This is a genomic window from Furfurilactobacillus rossiae, from assembly GCF_013394005.1.
Classification (GTDB): Bacteria; Bacillota; Bacilli; order Lactobacillales; family Lactobacillaceae; genus Furfurilactobacillus; species Furfurilactobacillus rossiae.
In genome coordinates, this window is the sequence record NZ_CP040586.1 from 1,489,195 (window position 1) to 1,514,526 (window position 25,332).

At 43.9% G+C, this 25,332-nt stretch carries 22 protein-coding genes and 1 pseudogene; 3 read left to right on the forward strand and 20 right to left on the reverse strand.

Translation table 11 applies throughout. The features are described from left to right. Positions 1-554: 554 nt before the first annotated feature. From glyS to LROSL1_RS07160, 11 genes and pseudogenes are all read right to left on the reverse strand, one after another. Positions 555-2,645, reverse strand: a complete 2,091-nt coding sequence (gene glyS / locus LROSL1_RS07110; protein WP_178914187.1) for a glycine--tRNA ligase subunit beta — start codon at positions 2,643-2,645, stop codon at positions 555-557. Beyond that, positions 2,645-3,631: a glycine--tRNA ligase subunit alpha gene (gene glyQ / locus LROSL1_RS07115; RefSeq protein ID WP_178914188.1), complete on the reverse strand. Its 987-nt coding sequence runs from the start codon at positions 3,629-3,631 to the stop codon at positions 2,645-2,647. The genes glyS and glyQ overlap by 1 nt, the downstream gene beginning before the upstream one ends. A 425-nt stretch (positions 3,632-4,056) precedes the next feature. Next, positions 4,057-4,821: pseudogene (recO, locus tag LROSL1_RS07120) on the reverse strand (DNA repair protein RecO); the annotation flags it as partial. 228 nt (positions 4,822-5,049) lie between these two features. Next, positions 5,050-5,991: a GTPase Era gene (gene era / locus LROSL1_RS07125; protein WP_178914190.1), complete on the reverse strand. Its 942-nt coding sequence runs from the start codon at positions 5,989-5,991 to the stop codon at positions 5,050-5,052. Positions 5,992-6,045: 54 nt separating this feature from the next. Beyond that, entirely contained in the window at positions 6,046-6,444 is a 399-nt protein-coding gene (locus tag LROSL1_RS07130; protein WP_017261948.1) for a diacylglycerol kinase family protein, read from the reverse strand. Then, positions 6,428-6,910, reverse strand: a complete 483-nt coding sequence (ybeY, locus tag LROSL1_RS07135) for an rRNA maturation RNase YbeY (RefSeq protein WP_178914191.1) — start codon at positions 6,908-6,910, stop codon at positions 6,428-6,430. Before ybeY ends, LROSL1_RS07130 begins: the two co-directional genes overlap by 17 nt. A gap of 68 nt (positions 6,911-6,978) precedes the next feature. After that, positions 6,979-7,956, reverse strand: a complete 978-nt coding sequence (locus LROSL1_RS07140) for a PhoH family protein (RefSeq protein WP_017261950.1) — start codon at positions 7,954-7,956, stop codon at positions 6,979-6,981. Positions 7,957-8,390: 434 nt separating this feature from the next. Next, a complete protein-coding gene (locus LROSL1_RS07145) occupies positions 8,391-8,834 on the reverse strand; it encodes a GatB/YqeY domain-containing protein (RefSeq protein ID WP_178914192.1) in 444 nt (147 codons plus the stop codon). A 97-nt stretch (positions 8,835-8,931) separates the two neighbouring features. Next, positions 8,932-9,120 carry a 30S ribosomal protein S21 gene (rpsU, locus tag LROSL1_RS07150; protein WP_017261952.1) on the reverse strand — a complete coding sequence of 63 codons (189 nt, stop codon included), beginning with the start codon at positions 9,118-9,120 and terminating at the stop codon, positions 8,932-8,934. A 131-nt stretch (positions 9,121-9,251) separates the two neighbouring features. After that, on the reverse strand, positions 9,252-10,178 hold the full coding sequence (locus tag LROSL1_RS07155; protein WP_017261953.1) for a deoxyribonuclease IV: 927 nt from the start codon (positions 10,176-10,178) through the stop codon (positions 9,252-9,254). 33 nt (positions 10,179-10,211) lie between these two features. Next, on the reverse strand, positions 10,212-11,087 hold the full coding sequence (locus tag LROSL1_RS07160; protein WP_017261954.1) for a YitT family protein: 876 nt from the start codon (positions 11,085-11,087) through the stop codon (positions 10,212-10,214). A 145-nt stretch (positions 11,088-11,232) separates the two neighbouring features. Here LROSL1_RS07160 and LROSL1_RS07165 point away from each other — a divergent pair, with 145 nt between their 5' ends. Beyond that, complete coding sequence (locus tag LROSL1_RS07165; protein ID WP_017261955.1) at positions 11,233-11,847, forward strand: hypothetical protein; 615 nt, start codon at positions 11,233-11,235, stop codon at positions 11,845-11,847. Between the two features lie 141 nt (positions 11,848-11,988). Here the strand turns inward: LROSL1_RS07165 and LROSL1_RS07170 are convergent, their stop codons facing one another. The 4 genes from LROSL1_RS07170 to hisS form a co-directional block, all read right to left on the reverse strand. Beyond that, positions 11,989-13,347 carry an NADPH-dependent oxidoreductase gene (locus LROSL1_RS07170; RefSeq protein ID WP_178914193.1) on the reverse strand — a complete coding sequence of 453 codons (1,359 nt, stop codon included), beginning with the start codon at positions 13,345-13,347 and terminating at the stop codon, positions 11,989-11,991. Positions 13,348-13,382: 35 nt separating this feature from the next. Continuing rightward, the gene (locus LROSL1_RS07175) at positions 13,383-13,991 is read right to left on the reverse strand and encodes an NADPH-dependent FMN reductase (protein ID WP_026017152.1); all 609 of its coding nucleotides are present in this window, start codon (positions 13,989-13,991) and stop codon (positions 13,383-13,385) included. Positions 13,992-14,689: 698 nt separating this feature from the next. Continuing rightward, positions 14,690-16,465 (reverse strand): aspartate--tRNA ligase, encoded by a 1,776-nt coding sequence (gene aspS / locus LROSL1_RS07180; RefSeq protein WP_178914194.1) that lies wholly within the window; start codon positions 16,463-16,465, stop codon positions 14,690-14,692. A gap of 177 nt (positions 16,466-16,642) precedes the next feature. After that, positions 16,643-17,935, reverse strand: a complete 1,293-nt coding sequence (hisS, locus tag LROSL1_RS07185) for a histidine--tRNA ligase (RefSeq protein ID WP_178914195.1) — start codon at positions 17,933-17,935, stop codon at positions 16,643-16,645. Positions 17,936-18,310: 375 nt separating this feature from the next. On the opposite strand from hisS, the gene LROSL1_RS07190 reads away from it, so the two are divergent. Next, a complete protein-coding gene (locus tag LROSL1_RS07190) occupies positions 18,311-19,174 on the forward strand; it encodes an N-acetylmuramoyl-L-alanine amidase (protein ID WP_017261960.1) in 864 nt (287 codons plus the stop codon). Positions 19,175-19,224: 50 nt separating this feature from the next. After that, complete coding sequence (locus LROSL1_RS07195) at positions 19,225-20,073, forward strand: fructosamine kinase family protein (RefSeq protein ID WP_178914196.1); 849 nt, start codon at positions 19,225-19,227, stop codon at positions 20,071-20,073. 141 nt (positions 20,074-20,214) lie between these two features. On the opposite strand, the gene dtd is transcribed toward LROSL1_RS07195, so the two are convergent. The 5 genes from dtd to prmA form a co-directional block, all read right to left on the reverse strand. Next, entirely contained in the window at positions 20,215-20,658 is a 444-nt protein-coding gene (dtd, locus tag LROSL1_RS07200; RefSeq protein WP_178914197.1) for a D-aminoacyl-tRNA deacylase, read from the reverse strand. A gap of 46 nt (positions 20,659-20,704) precedes the next feature. Then, entirely contained in the window at positions 20,705-22,942 is a 2,238-nt protein-coding gene (locus tag LROSL1_RS07205) for a RelA/SpoT family protein (protein ID WP_178914198.1), read from the reverse strand. 159 nt (positions 22,943-23,101) lie between these two features. After that, positions 23,102-23,512, reverse strand: coding sequence for a hypothetical protein (locus LROSL1_RS07210; RefSeq protein ID WP_017261964.1), 411 nt, complete (start codon positions 23,510-23,512; stop codon positions 23,102-23,104). 83 nt (positions 23,513-23,595) lie between these two features. Next, positions 23,596-24,363: an RsmE family RNA methyltransferase gene (locus tag LROSL1_RS07215; RefSeq protein WP_017261965.1), complete on the reverse strand. Its 768-nt coding sequence runs from the start codon at positions 24,361-24,363 to the stop codon at positions 23,596-23,598. After that, entirely contained in the window at positions 24,363-25,313 is a 951-nt protein-coding gene (gene prmA, locus LROSL1_RS07220; RefSeq protein ID WP_178914199.1) for a 50S ribosomal protein L11 methyltransferase, read from the reverse strand. Before prmA ends, LROSL1_RS07215 begins: the two co-directional genes overlap by 1 nt. Between the last annotated feature and the right edge of the window lie 19 nt (positions 25,314-25,332).

Genomic DNA, 25,332 nt, shown 5'->3' on the forward strand with positions numbered 1-25,332 from the left:
CGATTGACAGGACGATTCCTTTCCGGTTCAATCAACTACTATTCAAATTATCCACAACAGCTAACTCTATAAGTCAATGTGCTGAATGCCGTTACGTCGACCAGAGACGCCGTTTCCGTGGGACCGGTCTCAACCCGCACAAAACACGGTTTTCAACCTTGATTATGAGCCGAAGCCCACGTCTCATAAGTCATCCCGCAACACTAAATGGGTAAACCCACCCCATTAAGTGTTGCCGACACGAAACTTTGTCTCTGCTCGCCTTCACTCTTTCCATTCAAGTGGTTAGAACTATCGTGAGTGCCACAGGTATACTTTGCCAGCATCTGTCGCTCGCTATGTGAGCTGGAGGGCGTCAACATTGATACCGAGCCGTGAAAGTGACGTTAATTCGAATGGTTTTCTCGAATTTACATCACGGACGGTCGCCGAGACTCGGGGTCTCACGAGGCTTGGCGGCGAGGTGAGAGACTCCGGTCTTCGGAAGGCTCGATCCGGTCCCACGGCGAGCGTATCAATGTGGACAACCGGAAGCGTAGACATCCGCACTGTACCTATTTAACGATCAATTGCTTAAGATCACCAAGGTGAATGGTAAGTTTCGTAAGCTGAGCAAGTTGATTCAAACGGTTACGCCGAATGGCTTCGTTATCATCCATAACCATATTGGCTTCAAAGTAGGCATCGATAACTGGCTGCAAGTCGGCCAATGCTTGGTAGTTTTGTTCTGGTGTCCGGTCATCGAAATGAGCCTTAACGTCATTAACACCGTCATACAGTTTTTGTTCTGCATCGTTTTCAAACAATTTAGGATCAACAGGCAGTGATGGTGCATCCAACAAATCTGCCTTCGTTAATCGAGCAACCCGCGTTAATGCTTCAATGGCATCCTTGAAGTTGCTATCATCCACGTGCGCCACTAATGCGGCCGCATCATCCAACATGTTCACAACATCTGTAGTGTCAGCGCTCGTAACAGCATCCACAATATCATGACGAACATGCTGGCTAGCAAACCATTGACGAACCCGGTCGTTCATGAATTCCTGAATCCGTTGGCGGCTAGCAGCTAAGTTAGCTGTCAACTCTGGGTTGAATTCAACGTGCTTATTGGAAAGAGCAATTTCAAAGTCTTGCCCCATCTTCAACAATGGCAAGTGCCATTTCCGATCGCGCAAAATCCGCACGATACCAAACGCCTGACGCCGTAAAGCATACGGATCGTTAGAACCATTAGGAATCATGTCAGCTGCAAAGAACGCGGTGATACTATCGTACTTGTCCGCGATTGCCAAAGCCGCGCCAACGTTTGATTGTGGCAAGCTACCGTCGGCTGAAACAGGCATGTAGTGTTCACGAATAGCTTGTGCAACTGCCGGTTTCTCGCCGAACAATAAGGCATACTTTTCGCCCATAACACCCTGCAACTCGGCAAATTCGCCCACCATACCAGTTACCAAGTCAAACTTGTAAATTTCACTTGCACGCTGTAGATCAGCTAACTCAGTTTCGCTAAGACCAACACGTTGACCAATCAAATTGGCAATAATGCCAGTCCGTTTCATGTGTTCAGTCATGGAACCGATCTTGTCGTGGAAACTAACCGACTTCAGTTTATTCACATAAAAGTCGATATCGTGTTTTTGATCTTCCTCATAGAAGAACATCGCATCTTCCAAACGAGCAGTTAGCACTTTTTCATTCCCAGCAATCACGTTATCCAAGTGCTGATCGTTCCCATTACGCACGGAAACAAAGTTTGGCAGCAACTTACCAGCCTCATCACGCACGTAGAAGAAACGTTGATGATCCTTCATTGAAGTAATCAAAACCTCATCGGGGATTGTGAGGTATTTAGCATCAAAGTGACCGGCAAACGCCGTTGGCCATTCAACTAGATTATTAACTTCTTCCAGTAAGTCCTCATCAATATCAATCGTCCAGTTATGTTCGGTTGCCAGCGCTTGAATTTGTTGACGGATCCTAGCTTTACGTTTGGCAGCATCCGCGATAACAAACTGACTTGTCAGGGCTTCTTCATAATCTGCCGGATGCTTAATTTCCACCTCGTGCCCAAGGAAACGATGACCTTGACTAGTTCGGCCTGTGCTGATGTCGAGAATACTGAATGGCAAAACCTCATCGTCCAGCAATGCAATCAACCAACGAATTGGGCGAATGTATTGAAACTTGTAGCTACCCCACTTCATCATGGTTGGGAACGTCATCGTCATGATGACATCCTTCATGCCCGTCAAAACCTCACTCACGGGCTGCCCAGTTTCGTGCTTTTGAACGTAAACGTACTGTTCACCCTTTAATTCTTTAAAAATGATGTCATCAACACTGGCACCTTGTCCACGAGCAAAACCTTGAGCCGCTTTTGTCCAGTTGCCGTCTTTATCCTGCGCAATCCGTTTAGCGGGGCCCTTAACTTCTTCTTCAACATCTGGTTGCTTATCAGCCAGACCAGAAATCAGTAACGCTAACCGCCGTGGTGTGGAAAATGGTTTGATGCTGTCAAACGTAATCCGTTGTTCGGCCAAATAGTTTTTTGTGCGTTCAACCAATTGATCAATACTTGGTGTCACCACGTGAGCAGGAATTTCCTCCAACCCAATTTCAAGTAAAAATTGATGTGCCATTATTTGGCCTCCTTTGCGTTCTTCTTAGCCGCCCGAGCAGCTTTCTTTTCTTCCTTTTTTCGCCAATCGGCAAGGACAGCCTCACGCTCTTTGTCGTCTTTGATCAATGGAAAACCACGTTTGGCACGTGCATTGATAAAGGCTACGGCAACACTGTGAGCCATCTTCCGAATACGACTTAGATAGCCTGCCCGTTCAGTTACGGAAACTGCACCGCGGGCATCAAGTAAGTTGAAGGTGTGTGAACATTTCAAAATATAATCGTACGCTGGGTGAACAAGCCCCTTACTCAGGTTAGCTTTCGCTTCACGTTCGAAATCATCAAACATATGCAAGAGCATATCTTGGTTACTTTCTTCAAAGAAATACTTACTGTGCTCGTACTCTGGTTCTTTAAAAATGTCACCATACAGTACGCCATCGCTCCATTCCAAATCGAACACGGAGTTTACGTCCTGAATATACGAAGAAAGTCGTTCCAAACCATACGTTACTTCAGCGGCTACTGGATTCATTTCCTGACCACCAACGATTTGGAAATAAGTAAACTGGGTGATCTCCATCCCGTCAAGCCAAACTTCCCAACCAACACCGGCACAACCCATGGACGGGTTTTCCCAGTTATCTTCAACAAAACGAATATCATGTTCAAGAGGATCGATGCCAAGTTCACGCAAACTGTTCAAATACAGTTCCTGCATGTTCTCGGGAGCTGGTTTCATCAATACTTGAAATTGGTGATGCTGGTATAAACGGTTAGGGTTTTCACCGTATCGACCATCTGCTGGCCGGCGACTTGGTTCCACATAAGCGGCGTTCCATGGTTCTGGTCCAATCGCCCGCAAAAATGTGTAAGGGCTCATCGTACCAGCCCCTTTTTCAGTATCGTAGGCCTGCATCAACATGCAGCCTTGCGCAGCCCAATATTGCTGCAAAGTCAAAATGATTTGTTGCACGGAAAGTTTTTCATCTTTTTTAATTTCCATGACGATCTCCCTTCAAAATAAAAACGCCCCTCCATCAGCACAAAATGTGTCGATGTAGGGACGTGAATTAATTACGCGGTTCCACCCTACTTCCCGAATTAAATCAGGCAGCTTAGTTGGTGTTAACTCCCGAAATGCCAATCTATCGCAACCATGACTGAGCTTTCACTATCCCCAGTTCGCTGACCATGACCACGATGACCCTTTTCGATCGCTGTTAACGTTTATTTACTTGTTCAACTTCATAATCATAGGCATTGTACCAGAAATTGTCAATGCTGGTCAGAATCTGTCTGTTGCTCTGACTCATCCGAGCCCATTGCCTTTTCGTCATTGACACCTTGACTCGCACTCAGATCGGATTTTTTGTCATCAGTTTTTAACGCCGCCTGGTGACGTTGTTTCAACTGTTGACCACGAGCTGCTAACTGATCTTCCCATGTCGCCATTTGGTCAATAAAACGTTTGGAACGCAAATGAATCCCAACGCTATTCTCATAAATCAAATCTAGTACTCGCCGCAATCCTCGCTTCGTTCTTGGTGACACATTAATTGTGGTGATTTTGGCCAAATCGATGACAGAAAACTGGCGTAAATAAAAGATTGTCCGTGCATCCAAATGTAGACGGTGACTATCTTGATCAAAATGATTGGCACAAATTAACCCACCAAGCTTTTCAGAATAGTCAAACGGCAAATCTGTCCGCCCACAAACGGCACATCGTTGCAATTCTGGGGCGACCCCGAAGGCCCGCAACAATTGAATTTCAATAATGTTGGTAATGATTTGCTCATCAAGCCCGTCATCAATGAGTGTCAACGCATTCTTAGTCTCCATAAACCAATCTGGCACTATTTGGCCATCCCGAAAGGCTGCATCGACCAATCCTAAAATATATGTTGCATATGCATTTTTATTGATGTCAGCGCGAATCTGTTGCAGTTGTGCCGTTTCTTTAGCTGCGTTAATAAAACTAAGTCCCTGATCGTTTACATTGCCGACATACGTTCCAACTGTAAAGGGTAAAAGAGCACTATGGAGACGCATGCCGCGGCGTTTGCCATTCTTAATAAAGAACATTTTTTTGCCATATTCGCCAGTAAAAATCTTAATCAACTGATCGCGTTCTCGATAATCATTCGCATACATCACGATGCCTTGAAACTGTGTGTTCTGATAAGTTGCCACATTGCGCCTCCCAACTCCTAAATTAAATGCCAGCAGTAACGGTCATTGTCAATGCTTTTAACATATCTGACTCGAAAGTAAAAGTGAAAAATAACACGGAATGAAACTATGACAAAATTCTGTCTGGATAATGAGTGTTAATGCAAAAACACCCTATTCCCGAGGCTGGGAATGAGGTGCCTTTGTGTCACTTACCTTTGGAACACAATCTTACTGCTCAAACATCCACTAATAGTCTTGTGATTTATAACCGTATTCCCTTAGCGCGGAAGGTTTGTCCCGCCAGTGTTGAACCACCTTGACCCACAACTCCAAATAAACGCGATCGCCAAGCAGTGGCTCAATATCAGCACGCGCACGTGAACCAATTTCTTTCAACATCTTGCCGCCTTTACCAATAATAATGCCCTTTTGTGAGGTTCGATCCACAATAATCGTTGCTGCAATATGAACTAGTTCATTGGGCTGACCATCAGCTCGCTTCCCCGGACGTGACTCACGTTTCATCGATTCAACTTCAACCGCGACAGAGTGCGGCACTTCATCACGAGTTAGCTGTAACACTTTTTCACGAACAAGTTCTGCGACGACAAATCGCTCCGGATGATCCGTTATTTGATCCTCAGGATAGTATTGTGGTCCTTCTGGTAAGTCTTTGGAAAGCTGACCCAAAAATTCATCTACGTTGTTACCTTGCAAAGCGGAAATTGGATACACTTCTTTCCACTCGAGAGCATCCTTGTATTGCTCTAAAACGCTTAATAATTTATCTGGGTGAATCTGATCAATTTTGTTAATCACTAAATAAACTGGCTTATGGATGTCCTTTAATCGGTCAATAATGTAATTATCGCCCGCACCGCGTGTTTCTTGTGCATTAACCATGAATAAAACGGCGTCAACTTCGTTCAATGTCGATATGGCCGAATTGACCATAAACTCATCCAGCTTACTCGATGGCTTGAAAATTCCCGGTGTGTCAATAAAGACAATCTGTTCACTATTCGTTGTGTAAATACCCTGAATTTTGTTTCGGGTCGTCTGGGCCACATTACTCATAATCGCAACTTTTTGACCAATTACACGGTTCAAAAAAGTGGATTTGCCGACATTTGGCCGACCAACAATCGCCACAAAGCCGGAATGAAATGCTTGTTGTTCTTGCGTCATTTAGTGCTCTCCTTAACTATACTATGATGCTATTTAGTATCATCACCATGTGTTTTAATTCAAAATCAAACTCCAAATTCTCGGGCCAAAAACTAACAATCCCGTAATCACTGCAAACAAGGCGGCAACCACCACCGCACCAGCAGCAACGTCCTTAACCTGCTTGGCTAATGGATCATACTGACCATGGGTGATTAAATCACTCAGAGACTCGGCGATAGTGTTCGCAAATTCTGCCAGAATAACGGTAAAAATGGCCAACGTAATCCATAGCCAATCCATTCGTGTAATTTGCAAAATCAAACCACACAACAGCGCCGCCAACGCAAAAATAAGGTGGTAGCGCATGTTAGGTTCATTATGAATGGTTCCAATAATACCATCCATGGCGTGATGAAACGCCTGAATAAAATGATGATTTTTCTCTGTTTGATGCTTATCTGGTGAGGCCATAATCGTCCAAGATCTTTCGTTGTAAATCAAACATCACTCTTTCATCCGCTGGTTCCATGTGATCATATCCGTTTAAATGCAGAAAGCCGTGAACCGCTAAGAAACCTAATTCGCGATCGTAAGAGTGCCCGAGATATTCTGCTTGGTCCGCAACTTTATCAACGGAAATCATGATATCCCCAATATTCATCGGAATTTCCTGACGTAACTCATCGTCCATGACAATCTCATCTTCATCGTCCGGATCCTCTTCGATTGCGAAGCTGATCACGTCCGTTGCTTTATCGACACCACGATATTCGCGATTCAACTTCCGAATCCCCTCATTATTCATAAACGTTAAGGACATTTCCGTATTCTCTGGTAACTTAATTGTCTTTCCGGCAAATTCGAGGATTTCACGAACCATCGTTACCCGTTCTTCGGGCACGCCTTGTTCTGTTTGATCAACTATCTCAAGATCCATGTTTATTCTTCACTCCGTTAATTTGATTATCTGACCGTATCTGTGAACTGAACTAACTCTTCATTAGGTTAGTCCTGCGTAGGCTGGTTTTCATAGGCGTTAATGATGCTGGCAACGACTGGGTGGCGAACCACGTCATCCGCATTAAATGATACAAAACCAATGTGATTAATGTTTTGCAACAAATTCTGAGCGTCAACAAGACCAGAATGTTTACCCCGTGGCAGATCAATTTGGGAAATATCACCGTTCACAATCATCTTTGAACCAAATCCCAGACGGGTTAAAAACATTTTCATCTGCGCATTAGTCGTATTTTGAGCCTCATCTAAAATAACAAACGCTGAATCCAAAGTACGACCACGCATATAAGCAAGTGGCGCAATTTCAATCACTTCTCGGTCTAACAATCGCTGTGTGTGCTCTGAACCGAGAATTTGATAAAGCGCATCATAGATTGGACGTAAATACGGATCAACTTTTTCCTTTAAATCACCAGGCAGAAAGCCAAGGCTTTCACCAGCTTCAACAGCGGGCCGTGTTAGGATGATTTTTTCAACATCCCCTCGTTTCAGAGCGGCAACGGCCATTACCACTGCCAAGAAGGTTTTCCCTGTCCCAGCTGGTCCAATACCAAACGTAATGTCGTTATGGCTAATCGATTGAACGTACTGACGTTGACCATAATTTTTGACCCGAATTGCGCGTCCATGATCATCCTTAATCAGCGTCTGTTTGTACAAGTCCTGAAAATATTCTAATGTACCACGTTCTGCCATTTTCATTGCTGACACGACATCGGTACTGTTTAACGTAATACCACTCTTAATTAACTGAACCAGATTATCAATAATTTTAATTGTGCGATCCACGGACTGCTCGTCATCCCCGGATACGGTAATTGTATCGCCAAAGGCGTGAATATTAACATTCAGACCCTCTTCCAGCAAGCGTAAATTGGCGTCATTAGCGCCAACTAGGCCGGCTTCCAAATCCGGTGTGGACAAACGGAACTGTCGTTCAAATGCAAACTGGTTTTCTGCCAAAGATGTTTCGCTCCTTTGATGTTACTCTCTTTATTTTTGATTTATGTCTAAAGACCGTGAATGGCTACTCATTACCGCATGCAGACATCTTTTAAAGCTGCTTTTTGGTCGCCTATCTCATATCTTTTTTACCCATAATTCATTCACATGAACCTTGGGCCGTCAATGTTATCGACCGTATGCCTCATTTGACTGTTAAGCAACTGACAGCAACATTGAAGTTCCTAGATTGTAATTAGCTAGCACTGTACAATCTCTATTTTATCATAATCAACCACCAGCACAAACATTCTGCGACGCTTAGAACTGGTGTCACTACAACCTTCTTTTTAACTGAACAATCCAAAAAATCCCCATTCCCAAATACGAGAATAAGGATTCCATAATCACTTGCTCCAATTAAACTTTGTTCTTTAACCTCGTTACAATCTTGATTAACTTAACAGGTTTTTAACTGCCTGGTTAACCAGCTTGCCGTCTGCCTTGCCCTTAACTTTAGGCATTATGGCACCCATTAGCTTACCAAAGTCGGCCTTGCTTGTTGCGCCAACTTGTTGTGCAGTTTCTTTAACAACATTGTTGATTTCATCTTCACTCATTTGAGCGGGCATGTATTTCTCAACAATCGCAATCTCTGCTTTGGTATCATCTGCTAAATCTTGACGATCTGCCTTTTCAAATTCGGTCAATGATTCCTTGCGCTGTTTTAGCCCACGAGAGACCACCGCAACTTCTTCGTCAGGTGTTAAATCGTGACCCAGTTCGATTTTTTCGTTCATGACACCTGTCTTCAATGAACGGATAACGTTTAATTCTAATTTGTTGCGAGCCTTCATGGCCGTCTTCAGATCTTCATTCAATTGGGATAACAAATCCATAATTTCTCATACCTCCAAATTATTCAGTCACTGAATGTAGTATACCGCTTCTTGGACAGAAAAAAACGCCAGCCTAAGCTGACGTTCACTTTCACAATTAGAAACGACTCTTCTTGTTCTTACGCTTACGCGCAGCCTCTGACTTAAGCTTACGCTTAACACTTGGCTTTTCATAGAATTCCCGTTTGCGGTATTCTTGAAGGGTCCCGTTCTTCGAAACGGTCCGTTTGAAACGCCGGAGAGCATCATCTAAGGATTCGTTCTTGCGAACAACTGTCTTTGCCATTTTGAAATCCCCTCCCTTCGAGCGTTTAGTAACGGTTTTGTACGTTCTGCACTTAACTGTCCTTAAAGAAGTATACAGAAACCTTTGACCTTCGTCAATTATTCGAGCCAATTTATTTCAGAAAAATGCGATTAATTTAAAAAATTATCATAAGGCAGGTCATTTGCAATGTCACTAACAAGATGATCATTAAACTTACCAGCTTTTAATTCAGCAATTTCGTAGCCATATGGTGCTCGTTTATCCTTTGGCTTGTTTTCAGGATCAACGGCAACATATGGCGTTTCCATAATTTTTGGCACGTTAACAAATCGTTCATCGTGAGCAATTTGATTCAAACGATCGAAACCAATCGTACCATATCCTAAGTTAGTATGGCGATCCTTGTGCGCCCCTTGAGGATTTTTCGAGTCATTTAAGTGAATAACTTTTAATCGATCTAAACCAATAATCTTATCAAAGTCGTTCATAACACCATCAAAATCACCCTTAATATCATAGCCCGCATCACTGGTGTGACAAGTGTCAAAGCAGACAGACAGCTTATCGTTTAGCGTGACGCCATCAATCATTTCAGCAATTTGATCAAACGTAATGCCAACTTCGGTGCCTTTGCCAGCCATTGTTTCAATGGCAATCTGAGCATGCTGATTAGGCGTCAGAATCTCATTTAAGCCTTTAATGATTGATTGAATGGCAGCTTGCGGACCTGCACCTACGTGAGCACCTGGATGCAAGACAATCTGTTCTGCCCCCAGTGCGTCCGCACGTTTGACCTCTTCCCTGAGAAAATCAACGGCAAACGCAAAACTCTCCGCTTTAAACGTATTGCCAAGATTAACAATATAGGGAGCATGGACAACAATGTGATCCAAATTGTGTGCCGTCATAAACGTGTGACCGGCTTCAATATTTAATTCCTCAATTGGCTTGCGGCGCGTGTTTTGTGGCGCCCCTGTATAAATCATAAATGTATTGGCACCATATTTTGCAGCTTCTTCAGCAGAACCCAACAACATTTTTTTACCACTCATGCTTACGTGCGACCCAACTAACATCATTTTCTCCCTTCGAACTTTAGCATCTAATTTCTACAACCTTGGCTCATAAAAATTCCCCAGAATCCTGACAATATTACTCAGTGATACAAATGAATTGGGATCCGATTCGTTAATGGCCTCCTGCAGCTCACCAACTTCATAACCAGAGATAACTGTAAATAAAATCGACTTCTTATTGTGCTTGTAAGCCCCCTCAGCACCATGCACGATAGTAATACCACGTCGAATGTGATGTTGGACCGAATCCACGACCGTTTTTGGCCGGTCCGTAATAATCATCACCTGCATCCGCTGTTGACGGGTATACACCATATCCATAACCCGCGCGTTCACGAAGATACCGATTGCTGAATAAAAAGCGTATGGCCAGCCAAACACAAATCCCGCAGCAACAATGATGAAGGCATTAAAAGTCATGTTAATAGTGCCCATCTTACGGCCCGTTGCCCGACGGATCACAATCCCTAAAATATCCAACCCACCGGTAGAGATTCCGTAACGTAATGCTAAGCCGGTACCGAAACCATTGACAGCACCACCGAAAATCGCACAAATAATCGGATCAGTTGTTAAGGTTACGGGGTGTAACACCCGAATCATCACGGTTGACATCCCGACGGCAATGATTGTAAAAATCGTAAATCGATGACTAATTTTAATCCACGCCAAAATGAACAGTGGAATATTAAGCAAAAACAGTAGTTCGCCAATGCCAAGGTCCACGCCAAGATACCGTGTTGACAACGTATGGACCAGCTGGGCCGCTCCTGTAATTCCTGAAGAATAGATATGACCGGGATTCCAAAAGAAATTTAGGGCGATTGAGACACAGATCGAATAAATAAATGCTGTTCCAACCCGACCCGTATACTGGTGTCGTTCAATTAATTGCTGCAAATCATTCATAAAATAATGTCCTTTGTCTTAATGTGCCCCAATTATAACAAACCCATCACGCTGGCGCTTTTTTTATCGCCGCTTTTTTTGGTGGAAACCGTTTCCACCGGCGTTTGATGGTATACTTAAACAATTGACTAACCCGGAGGTATTCATGAATACGCAAGCAAATCAATTTTATAAAGAACCGTGGTTCGGGATTGTGCTAACCATCATTTTCTTTCCGGCTGGAATCTACGTGATGTTCCGTTTCGGTCCCTGGCAAAAACGAACTAAAACCATTCTGGCGATTGTTTTAAGCCTCGTTTGTATCGTTGTTTGGACAATTGCTGGCATGGCGCCTGCGTCTTCAAATCCCGGTGTGGGCGAAACTTGGTTAAGTACAAGCAAGGGCAAACCAACCATTAGCGTTAGTACCAAGCTTCACTTTAATGTGGATAACAAGGGTCGCGTACAGCTAAAAGGATCAACAAATTTACCTGATCAAACAAAGTTACATGTCACCATTAGTCATGGTGACGCAATTGTGGGCGATGATGTAACGGTTAAATCCCAAGCGTGGTCAACAAATGCTTTGACTCAGAATGGTCAACCGCTCACTCCGGCTACCTACAAAGTTCATATCACATCAAAAGGCTGGTCAATACAACCCAAAACCGTAACCGCAAAAGTTGGCACGCATGGACAGCAATTACGTGGCCATGAAGTGACTAAAACTGGCAAACAACGTTCCGTTGACATCCTTAAAACAGTCAGTTATCAACCTTAATTAAAATGTCTCGTCAAAAATACCGCTCATTCTCCTACACATCATCTTTGATCTGTAGAAACGAATGAACGGTATTTATTTGTGCTTAATAAAAGCGTTTGTCAATGTGTATTGGATTGGAATAGCTTAAATGAAAACAAACTATTCGTCTTCTGAAGCGCCAGTGACATCATCAGGTTCGGAATCAGCCGCTGTTTCAGTCGATGCTGATATTGGTTCAGCACTTGCTACTGACGTTGGTTCTTCCTCATCTTCGGATGCTCCGGTACTAGCATCAGTTTCAGGCGTTGCTGGGGCTGCTACCGGAGCAACGGTCTGTTCATCGGCTGACGAGGCCCCTGTAGATGCGTCAGTCGTTTCTGCAGATGCACCGGTTACGGCATCTGGATCGTCAACTAACTTCTGACCGGTCTTAGCCAAGTACCATTTGATCATTGGCATTAAATCTTCAACGTATTCGTTAATCCCAAGATATTTATTCTCGCTGTCGCGCATCGCACGATAAGCATGCAAAATATACTTGTCTGGTCCGTTACCTGGCACAGGCATCTTAATTTCGTCTCTTTGGCCAGTCCGCAACATGTGAATAACTTCCTTAACATGCTTAACAGCACGAGCCGGGTGAACCATTGACATTGGATCGCCCGCCTGAGCCGGTGTCCGTGGTGCCAACATTTTATCAGCAGGCAGCATGTGGTTATAGTAAATGAACTGATTGTTACTGTCTGCATACGTCAATTCAATTGGCATTGAGTTTAAGAACGCGTTCAGCTGATCAACCGTTAAAAGGCCACGATCAAGTTTAACGTACGTATCACCTTCGACGGCATTGACCTTTTTAGCGGCCTGTTCGACCCAGTCATCAGCACCCATATCAACGCCTTCGACAGTCGTGTCGATCTTGCTAGAAGCAGTTAAGTCTTCGTCTTCAGCGCTGGTTGGTTGAGGTTCATTTAGCATATTGATCACCCTTACAAACTTAACAAACTTATCTAATGTACTGCCAAGAAACTTAACGGTGTTAGCATCCTTCAAGTTATCGTTTTCATCAAAGGCCTGCTTAACATCTGCCAATAGAAATTCATTACCAGGCATAACAATGGCATTAACGCCAGGTGATTCCAAAATCTGGCGAAGCATCAATTGTGCCCGCGAAGAACCTTGATCATAGTATGAAGCACCAACAATCATCACAGGTTTGTCTGAAAATGGGTGAACATTGAATGATAACCATTCAATCACACTCTTCAAACTAGCCGTGAGTGTGTGATTATGTTCTGGTGTCGCAATAATAACCCCGTCTGCCTGACTAATCTTTCGCGTCAGGTAGGCAATTGGTTCACTATCTGTTTGATCATCACTTTGATTAAACATTGGCACATCGTTAATATCTAAAATTTCCAAGTCAACCGTGTCGCTGAAGTGGCTTGCGATAAACTTCAGCAACATCCGGTTATAAGAATGGTCCGCTACCGAACCGGCAATTCCTACAAGTTTCATTATTTGTCGTCTCCTAATCACTCGCTTGAGTCACGTTACTGTTTATCCCAAGAATAGTCGCTAGCTTCTTGGCGATTGATACTTGTTGCGTGGTTAAGCTGCTTAGCCAAACCAACAAATGTTTGGAAATCAGCAAACAACCCATCAAGTTTGCTCAACTTTTCCTGGTCTAACAAATTTCCGTCGTCATCGAACGCTTGTAAAGAATGATCCAGCAAAAATTCTGAACTTGGCATAATGCGGGCCCGCAACTCTGGTGAGTCCAAAATAATGCGCAAGTGGCCTTGAGCCCGTGAAGAGCCAAGTGAACCATACGAGGAACCGGTAATCATCACCGGCTTGTCCACAAATGGATGAATTCCGTAAGATAACCATTCAAGTGCATTCATTAAAGCTGCTGGAACAGAATGATCGTATTCAGGTGTACTGATAATGACACCATCTGACTGATCAATCTTATCAGCGATGGCCAAGGCTGCATCAGGCACTTTCATGTTGTCTGGTTTATTAAAGACGGGTAAGCCCTTAATTTCTACCACTTCAATGTCGGCCTGATCAGCATAGTGTCGCTTCATAAATTGGAGCAATTCACGGTTTGTTGATTTATCCGAATTGGTTCCAACTAAAGCAATATATTTATTCATGTTGAAGATCCCTTCTATTTCGGTAAACTTAATCGTCATTTGTGCAATATCGTTCATGACGACTGCCATCACTATTGTAAAGAATTTCACACAATCAAGCAACATAATCCGGTGTTAATAAATTCGCTCACATCTCTTGAAAAGCTGACGTTCAACCTTTTAAACAATTAAATAAAAATAACTACCATTCCGCCAGTGAGAGACGCCGTTTCATGAGGACCGGATTCAACCCGCCAAACCCGCGGTTTTCATCCTCGATTCTGAGCTGAAGTTCGCATCTCAGAAGTCGTCCCACAACACTACATGGCCAAAATGCAGGCCATAAGTGTTGTCGACAAGAAACTATGTCTCTCACTGGCTCCACTCCTTTTGACATGAAAATCACACACCTGTAGCTCACCACAACAAGATTCATTATTGTGAAACTGAATGCTTATTAATCAAAATACTGAAATTCAATTGTCTTTAACCTTTTGTCATGTGTGGCGCTGGATATAAAAAACTTAGCGAAAGCAGTAAAAAACTGCCATCGCTAAGTTTTTTTGAAATATGAACAAAATGTCGAAATACAAACAGTTTTATACTGCCGTCGTAGTCAAATATTGAGCAAACTACTGTTGCCAGTCGCAATAAATCAAATTAGCTGAAGCGTGTCACTGTTGGCAACCGTAAGCGGCATCTGGCAATTACAAAATTGTTTACTCTTTGTCCTGCTTTGTAACATTCAGATACAATTCTTCCAATTGTTTGTCAGCAACTGGACTTGGGGCTTCGGTCATTGGTTCAGTAGCCTTCGAGTTCTTCGGGAAGGCAATGACTTCACGAATGTTGTCAGAACCTGCCAAAAGTCGTGCAAACCGGTCAAGGCCGATTGCCAGACCACCATGCGGTGGAAAACCGTAATCCAACGCGGTTAGTAAGAAGCCAAACTGAGCATTGGCACGTTCAGGTGTAAATCCTAGCGCCTTCAACATCTTTTCTTGTAATTCACGTGTGTGGATACGGATTGAACCACCACCGAGTTCCAAACCGTTCAAAATGATATCGTAACTTTGAGCATGAGCTTCATAAGGATTCTCACCCTCATTTAAGAAGTGCTCGTCACCTTCGTTTGGCATGGTGAATGGGTGGTGCGCTGGTACCCAACGTTGATCCCCTTCGTCATATTCAAACAACGGCCAGTCGATGATCCAAAGGAAAGCAAACTTCTTAGGGTCAATCATGTTTAATTCTTTAGCAATCGTTACCCGCAAATATGACAAACTGTCAGCAACGACCTTGCTACGATCAGCTACAAACAGCAATAAGTCGCCTTCATGAGCATCCATCGCAGTCGTGATTTCGTTGTACTGGTCATTAACAAACTTGGCAACAGGACCACTGAATTCATCAGCGCCAACCTTGGCCCAAGCCAAACCTTTGGCACCAAAACGTTTGATGTAATCAGTAAAGGCATCAATTTGCTTACGTGAATAATGGTCTGCACCACCAGGTACCGCGATTCCCTTAACCTGGCCGCCATTTTCAACAGCACCACTGAAGACCTTGAAAGAACTGCCTTTCACGATGTCAGAGATGTCCTTTAACTCCATCCCAAACCGCAAATCAGGCTGGTCCGTGCCAAACCGGTCCATAGATTCTTGCCAAGTAATCCGGTCGAATGGCAACTTAACATCTAAATTCAACGTGTTCTTCATAACGCGGGCAATTAAGCCTTCAGTCATATCCATGATGTCATGCTGGCTCATGAAGCTTGTTTCCATATCAATCTGAGTAAATTCAGGTTGACGGTCACCACGTAAGTCTTCATCCCGGAAACAACGGGCCAATTGATAATAACGATCAAAACCGGCACCCATCAACAGCTGTTTGAACAACTGTGGTGACTGTGGCAACGCATAAAAGTGACCAGGGTAAATCCGGCTTGGCACAAGATAATCACGTGCACCTTCTGGCGTTGACTTTGTTAAGTCTGGCGTTTCAATGTCAATGAAGCCATTTTCATCAAAGTAACTGTGAACCGCTTGCGTGATCTTACTCCGCAAAATTAAGCCACGTTGCATTTCTGGCCGGCGCAAATCGAGGTAGCGATACTTCAGTTTTAAATCCTCAGAAGCTTCAACACCATCTGCAATATCGAATGGCGGCACTTTGGATTTATTCAAGATAGTTGCATCACTAACTTCGATTTCAACTTTCCCAGTCTTCATGTCTGGGTTAACTTCTTTGGCACTGCGGGCCTTAACAACCCCGCTGACCTTAATGACATATTCACTACGCATCTGTTCCGCTAAATTTAAAGCAGATTCACTGTTTGCGGCACTGAATACTAACTGAACTAGTCCTTCACGGTCACGTAGATCGATAAAAATCAGCTTACCTAAATCACGCCGTTTTTGAACCCAGCCAAACAGGGTAACCTGCTGACCTTCATAACTTTCGTCAATTAAACCTGCGTATTGCGTTCGTTCCATATTTCTCTCGCTCTCCTTCTGATTGCTCGACTTCTACCAGGGCTTCGGCATCACTCTTAACGTGCACCTGATGCCCAGAAGCCTGCGCATAACCCGAAAGCCAGCTCATTCGGAAAACCACCGAATGTGTCGTCTTCCACGTTATTGCTCGACTTCTACCAGGGCTTCGGCATCACTCTACTCTTCCGAATACTTATCGTATACGCTAGCGAAGTCTTGATAAATGGCATCCATTGGTAATGTTGTCTCTTCACCTGTTCGCATACTCTTGAAATGAACCGTTTGACTTTCCAGTTCCTGAGCACCAACTGTAATGGTGAATTCGGCTTGACGGCGATCGGCGGTCTTGAACTGTGCCTTTGGTTTGCGATTCAAGTAATCACGATCGGCGCTGAATCCTGCCTGTCGAATTGCTTGAACCAGCTTCAATGTTTCAACGTTGGTCTCCTCACCAATGCCAACGACGTAAGCATTCAATGGATTGCTGATTGGCGCCGTAACGTCTAAATTGTCCAGTAAGAGCAGCAACCGTTCCATCCCGATACCAAAACCAAATCCAGGTGTTTCTGGTCCGCCAAGTTCTTCGACTAACCCGTTATAACGGCCACCACCACAAATGGTCATCCAACCATGACCGAGCGCTGGTGAATTCGTTTCAATTTCAAAGATGGTGTGGTTGTAATAATCAAGTCCGCGAACCATCGTTGAGTCAATTTCAAACGGAATTTTTAATGCTTCGAGCATTTCCTTAACGGTGTCAAAATGCTTTTGGGCATCTGGTGTCATGAAATCGAGAATCGACGGTGCATTGGCGACGATTTCCTGATCTTTTTTATCTTTACTATCCAGCACCCGCAACGGGTTCTTGTGTAAACGTGACTGCGAATCTTCGCTGAGGTCATCGAAATGGGGTTCAAGGTAATCAACTAGTGCTTGATGGTAAGCTGCGCGAGTTTCTTTATCGCCCAAAGAGTTCACAGCCAGTTTTAGATTCGTCAAACCGAGATGATTAAAGAAATCCATTGCCATTGCCATGATTTCAACATCAACTGCTGGCGAATCACTACCAAATGATTCAACCCCGATTTGATGGAACTCACGACTACGGCCCGTTTGGGGACGCTCATATCGGAACATTGGTCCCATGTAGAAAACTTTGTATGGTTTTTCTTGTTCGGGTGCGTAAAGTTTATTTTCAACGTAGGCTCGAACGACGCCGGCCGTTCCCTCTGGCCGCAACGCAATGTGGCGATCACCCTTATCATGGAAATCATACATTTCCTTGGTGACAACATCACTGGTATCACCAGCTGATCGTGAAAACACCTCAAAGTTTTCAAACATTGGTGTGCGAATTTCATGAAATTGATAATCGTTAAATAATAGTCGTGCTGTATCTTCTACATAACTCCATTTTTCCGACATTCCCGGCAAAATATCGGCCGTGCCTTTTGGTCGTTGATATTTCATGTGTTTGCCTCCAGTGCAATTTAATATAAACCATTTATCAGAGCATAAAAAAACGCCCCTGAATGTTCATCATCAAGGGCGCTTTACGCACGGTACCACCTTTATAAGTTCTCATGGTAACGTCTGCTGCGACGGGATTTTCATCCACCTAAAAAGTGTCTTCGCAACATTGACCGGACAAGTTTTCACCAACCACTTGCTCTCTGAGTGGGTCGCCGCTGCTAGTAATCTTTCATTAACGGTTTTAATATTATTTCTACGTGTTTAAAACTTAGTTTAGTTTTGTCCTTCTGTCAAGTCGAATCACGTTTTTTCCCGCCTTTCTGGCGTTAGTTTGCTATAATTGATGTACTTTATTGTACAAGGATTGAGATAATGAAATTTTTGAAACAACGATGGTTCCAATTACTGCTAACAATTGCTGTTACAGTAACGCTCGGTGTCTTACTCGTATTGCTGACGCGTGAAGAAACGGTGACGGTGAGCATCAATCAACTGAATGTGCGTTCTGGACCAAACGTTAATTATAAAACGGTTCATAAAGCCAAACTAAATTCTCGACTGGTCAAGATCGGTGAAAAAAATCTATGGTACCACGTTCGCTACGATGATCGTCACACGGGTTGGGTAGCGAGTTGGCTCGTTAATCGCAGAACTAATTTGAAGGAAGCCACTAACCTGTCTGAAGCTACCATTGTGATTGACCCTGGCCACGGTGGTAACGATTCTGGCGCGCTCCATACATTAGATGCAACGTCGTCAAAGTATATGGAAAAAACGTACACCTTAAAGGTTGCTCAAGAAGTTGCCGCAGATTTGCGTCGTCACGGTGCTCACGTCATTATGACACGTGACAGCGACAAGTATGTCGGGTTGGCCCCACGACCGGCCATTGCCAACGAGGTGAAAGCTGACGCCTTTATCAGCATTCACTTCGATTCATCACCAGAAGAAAATCAATCATCAGGATTAACAACCTACTATTATCACAAAAACATTTCGATGAAGCTGGCGAAAGCCTTGAATAGCCAAATGAACCATTACCCCATGTCAAATAAAGGCATTGAATTCGGCAACTTTGAAGTAATTCGGGACAACCAGCGACCGGCCGTTTTATTGGAAATGGGTTATATCAATGACCGTGATGATTTTAAAACGATTTCCGGTGTCACGTATCCTTATCGGGTTGCCCGCTCTATCACCAAGGGCCTCACCGATTATTTCAGCGATGCTAATTAATCATTTTTAAATACATTACACACCTCACTATTTAAGAAAGGATGAGTACGATGAGACAAAAGACATGGTTTGAACAATTACCAGTTCATCAGATCAATCAGGTGACAGCCGTTCATGGTGGTGATGTGAACGAGGCCTATCGTCTTGACACGAGTGACGGCATTCAATTTTTGAAGGTTCAGCCTAACCATCCCCAAGCCTTTTTCCAGCATGAAATTGACGGATTGACCTTATTGGGTCAAGCAGCGACGGTTCCACAAGTATTGGCAACTGGGGAAATCGACGGCGACGCTTTTCTTCTCCTTAGTTGGATCAACGAAGGCACCACAGGTAATCAACGAGCAGTTGGCGAGGCGCTGGCTAAGGTTCACCAGCGAGTTAGCCCAAATCAGCAATATGGTTTTGATCACGATTTTCTCATCGGCAAAATTCCTAAGCATAATCAATGGCAAGCAGACTGGGGTACCTTTTTCACGACACAACGTTTAGACGCTGTCGTAGATTTAGCCAAGGTCAATCATTATTGGAATCCAAGTCGAGAAGCCCATTATCAAAGAGCACGCCAAGTCTTTCTGGACTTATATTCTGACTATCAGCCACTACCATCTTTATTACACGGAGATTTTTGGTCAGGCAACTTCATGTTTGATGACAATGGCGGTGCCGTCTTAATTGATCCAGATGTCTATTATGGTGACCGCGAATTTGATATTGGTGTCACTACCGTCTTTGGCGGGTTCAACGAAGATTTCTACAATGGCTATCAGAGTGTTTTTCCTTTTGCTAAGGGCTTTGATCAACGGTTGCCATTCTACCGTCTTTACTATCTATTAGTTCACCTCAACTTATTTGGTCTCACCTATGCGGGTGCGGTTGATCAGATACTCGATAATTATTAATCGTCTTAAAATAAATAAATGTATATGAAATCAATTTAGCCGTGACCAGAAATGTCATCACGGCTTTTTTTTGCCTTGAAATAGTCAGGTTCGAACTAAAAAGACGACCAGTGCAATAAATCCACTAATCGTCTCAAATTTTTATTCGTGATTTCTTTCATACATCAAGGTAACGGGTCCGTCGTTTACCAAACTCACTTGCATATCAGCACCAAATCTGCCTGTTTCAACAGGTACTTGCACCGCAAGCTGTTCGTTAAAGTACTTCCATAATGGCTCTGCCATAGACGGCTGACCAGCATTGGAAAAACCTGGTCGATTACCCCTTGCTAAGTCAGCATACAACGTGAACTGAGAAACGGACAAAATTTGTCCGGCAACATCCTGAATATTCAAATTCATCTTGCCACTGTCATCGCTGAAAATACGGCAATTCAAAATTTTATGAGCTAAATAATCTGCCTCAGTCGGTGTATCCGATGGTGCAATGCCGACCAGCAACAATAACCCATGGCTTATTTGGCCAACCGTTACTTGATTAATGTCTACTTTGGCCTGACTTACTCGTTGCAACAGTACACGCATTATCTACATCCTCCAAAAATTGGACTACGCAATAACCAAAATCCGATCAGTGCGTTGCCCGGAGCACTTCGTACACATCTGGGACATTCTTCACGTTGTCCATAATATGGTTAAGAACCTCAAGATTGCGGACACCAACCGTCGCAGAAATGACGACCATCTTATTATGGTCCACTTTACCGGTCACAGAGGTCAAGAACTTCGTTGTATTGTTGATCATCCGTAGAACATCGTTCAATAGACCATTCCGGTTATAGCCGCGAATTTCAATATCAGCGTTGTAGTTAGTCCGGTTGTTTTCCGGATCATCCCATTCGACGTCCACAATTCGCTCACCGTGCTCTTCTGCCGATTTGACGTTAGGACAATCAGCTCTGTGAACGGAAACACCACGCCCCTTCGTGATGTAACCGACAATCGCGTCACCTGGAATTGGTGAACAACAATGGCTCAAACGTACGAGAAGATTGTCAACGCCTTCAATGATGACCCCATCAGAGGACGATTGTTTGGCATCAGCCTTAGCAGTGGTTTCCTGCGTTTCTTCGTTCTTTTCACTGCTATCGGTAAGAATTTCACGTTCCGTCTCAGCTTGTTTGTCGGCAGCAATTTTAGCCCGCTCGTCCGAGGTCAAACGATTTGCGACGCCGCGCGGTGCAGCATCTCCAAAACCAATGGCAGATAACAGATCATCTGCTGAACGATAATGCATCCGTTCTGCTACATTCTCCAATTTGGCATCTGTCATGATCTCTTTAGCATCAAAATTAAGCTCGCGCAATTCATGCGTAATCATGTCGCGACCAGCATCAATATTTTCTTCACGATCCATTTTACGGAAATACTGTTTGATCTTATTACGAGCGCGTCGTGTGTGTACCAAGTTGACCCAGTCACGACTAGGACCGCTAGAATTCTGTGACGTCATGATATCGACAATGTCACCCGTTTTAATTTCAGAATCCAGCGGCACAATCTTACCGTTGACTTTTGCCCCAGTCGTATGATTACCGACTTGCGTATGGATAATATAAGCCATATCTAACGGTCCGGCACCCTTTGGCAATTCCAGTACATCACCCTTAGGTGTGAACGCGTAAACGGAATCTGTGAACAGGTCACCCTTAACGCCTTCCATAAAGTCGTCGGCGTTAGTCGCATTGTTCTGTAGTTCAATGATTTGCTTAAACCAATTTAGCCGATCGCCATTACTGGTTTCTTGAACTTCATCCGTTTGACCTTCTTTATAAGCCCAATGCGCGGCAACCCCAAACTCAGCTACTCGATGCATTTCTTCCGTTCGAATCTGCACTTCCAGTGGCTTGCCTTCAGGGCCGATAACGGTCGTGTGAAGGGATTGATACATATTTGCCTTAGGCATGGCAATGTAGTCCTTAAACCGCCCTGGCATTGGTGTCCAGTGTGTGTGAATCGCACCTAAAACTGCGTAACAGTCACGAATTGATTGAACAATAACCCGAATGGCCAATAAATCATAAATCTGGTCGAATTGCTTATGCTTGTCAACCATCTTACGGTAAACGGAATAAATGTGCTTTGGTCGACCATAAACTTCCGTTTTGATGTGCAGATCACTAATGGCATCTTTGAGTTCGCCAATTGCTTCATTGATAATCTCAATCCGCTGATTCCGTTTGGAATTCATCAAATGAACAATCCGATAATATTGTTCCGGATTGAGGTAACGCAAGCTTAAGTCTTCAAGCTCCCACTTAATGGTGCTGATCCCTAAACGGTCCGCCAATGGCGCGTAAATCTCCAGCGTTTCATTCGCAATTCTGCGCTGTTTATCTGGGCGCAGATGCTGTAAGGTCCGCATATTGTGTAGCCGATCCGCCAGTTTCACAATGATGACACGAATATCATGTGACATCGCGAGTAATAATTTACGGTGATTTTCTGCTAATTGTTCTTTGTTGGAGCGATATTTAATCTTACCAATTTTAGTAACACCATCAACGATTTCGGCAACATCATTGCCAAACTCGTTGCGCAAGTCATCAAGTGTTGCGACCGTATCCTCAACAACATCGTGAAGAAAACCGGCCTCAACCGTTTCTGGATCCATTCGTAGATCGGCTAAAATTGCCGCCACCTGAATTGGATGCATAATATATGGCTCACCGGACTGACGCTTTTGTTCAGCGTGAACCCTAGCCGCAAACTCATATGCTTCCCGCACTTGGGCCACGTGCTCTGTATTCATGTAAGAACTGACCTGAGCCATAACTTCATCAGCCGTCCAAATATGTTCTTTTGACATTATTTCACCCCAAATGCATTTATTGTTGTCCTAATTTTACCCGAAAAGGTAAATTAAACAATGCCTACGCTTAAATCTACCGCTTACAGTAAGCCATTGGTAGCAAAAATGCCAGTCTTAGGTAAACACCTAACACTGGCAGCAACATAATCTAAGTCATTAACGACCAACCGCTAATTTACCGGCAGCAACTGTCTCAGCCTGATGTGCATGAGCCGAAAGCGAACGGTGGTCAGTGGTAAAACCCGTGTGGAAACCACTCATAAAATAGCTAACACACGCATAGCCAACTGCAAGGTAATAGGCGTATTCATGTGCGTTGTCTTTCAAAAAGTACGTAAACAGCGCAAACAACACTGGGAAAATCAAAACACGCCAACCGGCATGTTGCGAGCGACCAATTTGCCAGCCACTGACCAGCGCATATAAACCGTTAATACCAAGCAACACCCACATTACTTTATGGTAAACGGTCATGCTACTGGCATTAGCCAGCCATGGTAATAAACCACCAAAAAATAAACCGAGTAACCAATACTGCCAACCACTATGTGCCCTCAGACCTGTCATTGAATCGCCACGCTTTTCATCAAATTTTAATTTATGTTGAACATTATAGCCAATTTACCGTACAGCGTCACGATTAATTTTCATTAATTTACATTTTTTGAATCTTTTTGCAGCTCAACGGCATAAGATAGCGCACTTAAAAAGTACAGCGGCGCTGTTTCGGTTCGTAAAATTCGTGGTCCCAACCCTGCAGCCACGTAACCATTTGCGGTCAGCTCGTCGACTTCTTGAACAGCTAGTCCACCTTCCGGTCCGAAGATGACATTGATTGTTTGACCAATTCGTATTTTTTTAAACGTTTGAACTAAATGACCGGTTTCTTGCTTTTTGGCCGACTCTTCCCAGGCTACCAGATTAAAATCGGCGGGCATTGCTGCCGCTTCCTTTAAAGAATTCGCGTATTTCAATTGAGGAATCACAAGACGGTGTGATTGCTGAGCAGCATTAGTCGCAATCACCTGTAATCGTGCCAACTTTTTAGCAGCCTTTTGTTTCCATGAAGCGACTGACCATTGTGTAGGTACAAAAACAATTTCGTGAACTCCCAATTCGGTTGCCTTTTGCGTAATTAATTCGGCTTTGTCACCCTTAGGAACCCCACAAATAATGCGGGCGTGCACTGGTAATTCCACATCAACGGCTTGCTTGCGTTCCACATGCATCGTCGCGCTTCGGTGATCGCTATCCAGTTTCACGAGTCGTGCAATCAATAATTCGTGTAACGGTGTGACAAACTCAGCTTCGGTGCCCTCAGTGGCACGTAGTACTTGAACAAAATGTTTGTATGTCGCTCCGTCCAACTGAAATTCAGTTGTTTGTTGCCAATCCTGGGGTAAAAAATAATGTTGCATCAGTCATCTACCTCCGGCTTTTTGGCGATAATGCCATACCAGTCACCACGCCGCAACGTTTCGACAATTTGATAACCAGCTTCCCTCAGTTTGCCAACGACCAACGGATACTTATTCGCAATGATGCCGCTAGTTAAAAACAGACCACCTTTTGGCAACAACGGCCATGTTTGCGGAATCAGTGGCACAATAATATCGGCTAAGATATTGGCAACAATAATATCAGCTGTTTGCGTAATACCCTTTAACAGGTCATTAGCACTCACGTGGACATCCTTAGCAACTGGGTTGAGGTCCAAGTTGCTTTTAGCCGAGTCTACAGCAATTTGATCAACGTCATACGCAAAAACTTCGCCAGCGCCAAGCTGTTTTGCTGCAATAGACAACACACCAGATCCTGTACCAACGTCCAACACGGTTTCACCACCCCGAATGGTTAATTCCAACGCCTGCAACATCAATGCCGTCGTTGGGTGAGTGCCGGTACCAAACGCCATGCCAGGATCTAGCGTTAACGTCTTTTCGTTTTCGTCTACCGGCTGATAATGCTCCCAACTGGGAACAACCGTCAGATAACGGGTAACACGTACAGGATGGTAATATTTTTTCCAAACGTTAGCCCAGTCCGCTTCCGCAACTGGTTTTTGCAACACAGTCGCCGGTCCAGCATCCAACCCAAAATCATCAAGTTCATTAATCCGTTGTTTAATTACCGGAATAATCGTTGACAGGTCAATAGTCTCAGGATAATAAGCGGTTACCACAGCACCATGAGTCAAATGTAGCAAATCTCGTTTATCCAATAATTCACCAGGAAATTCTGGTTGCAATGCAGCAAAATCCGCTGCGTCATCAATTTTAGTACCGGATGCACCAGCATCCATTAAAATGTTGCTCACGGCCTCTACCGCTTCATTAGTCGTTGTTACGCTTACTTCTGTCCACTGCACCTTAGTTTTCTTCCTTTCA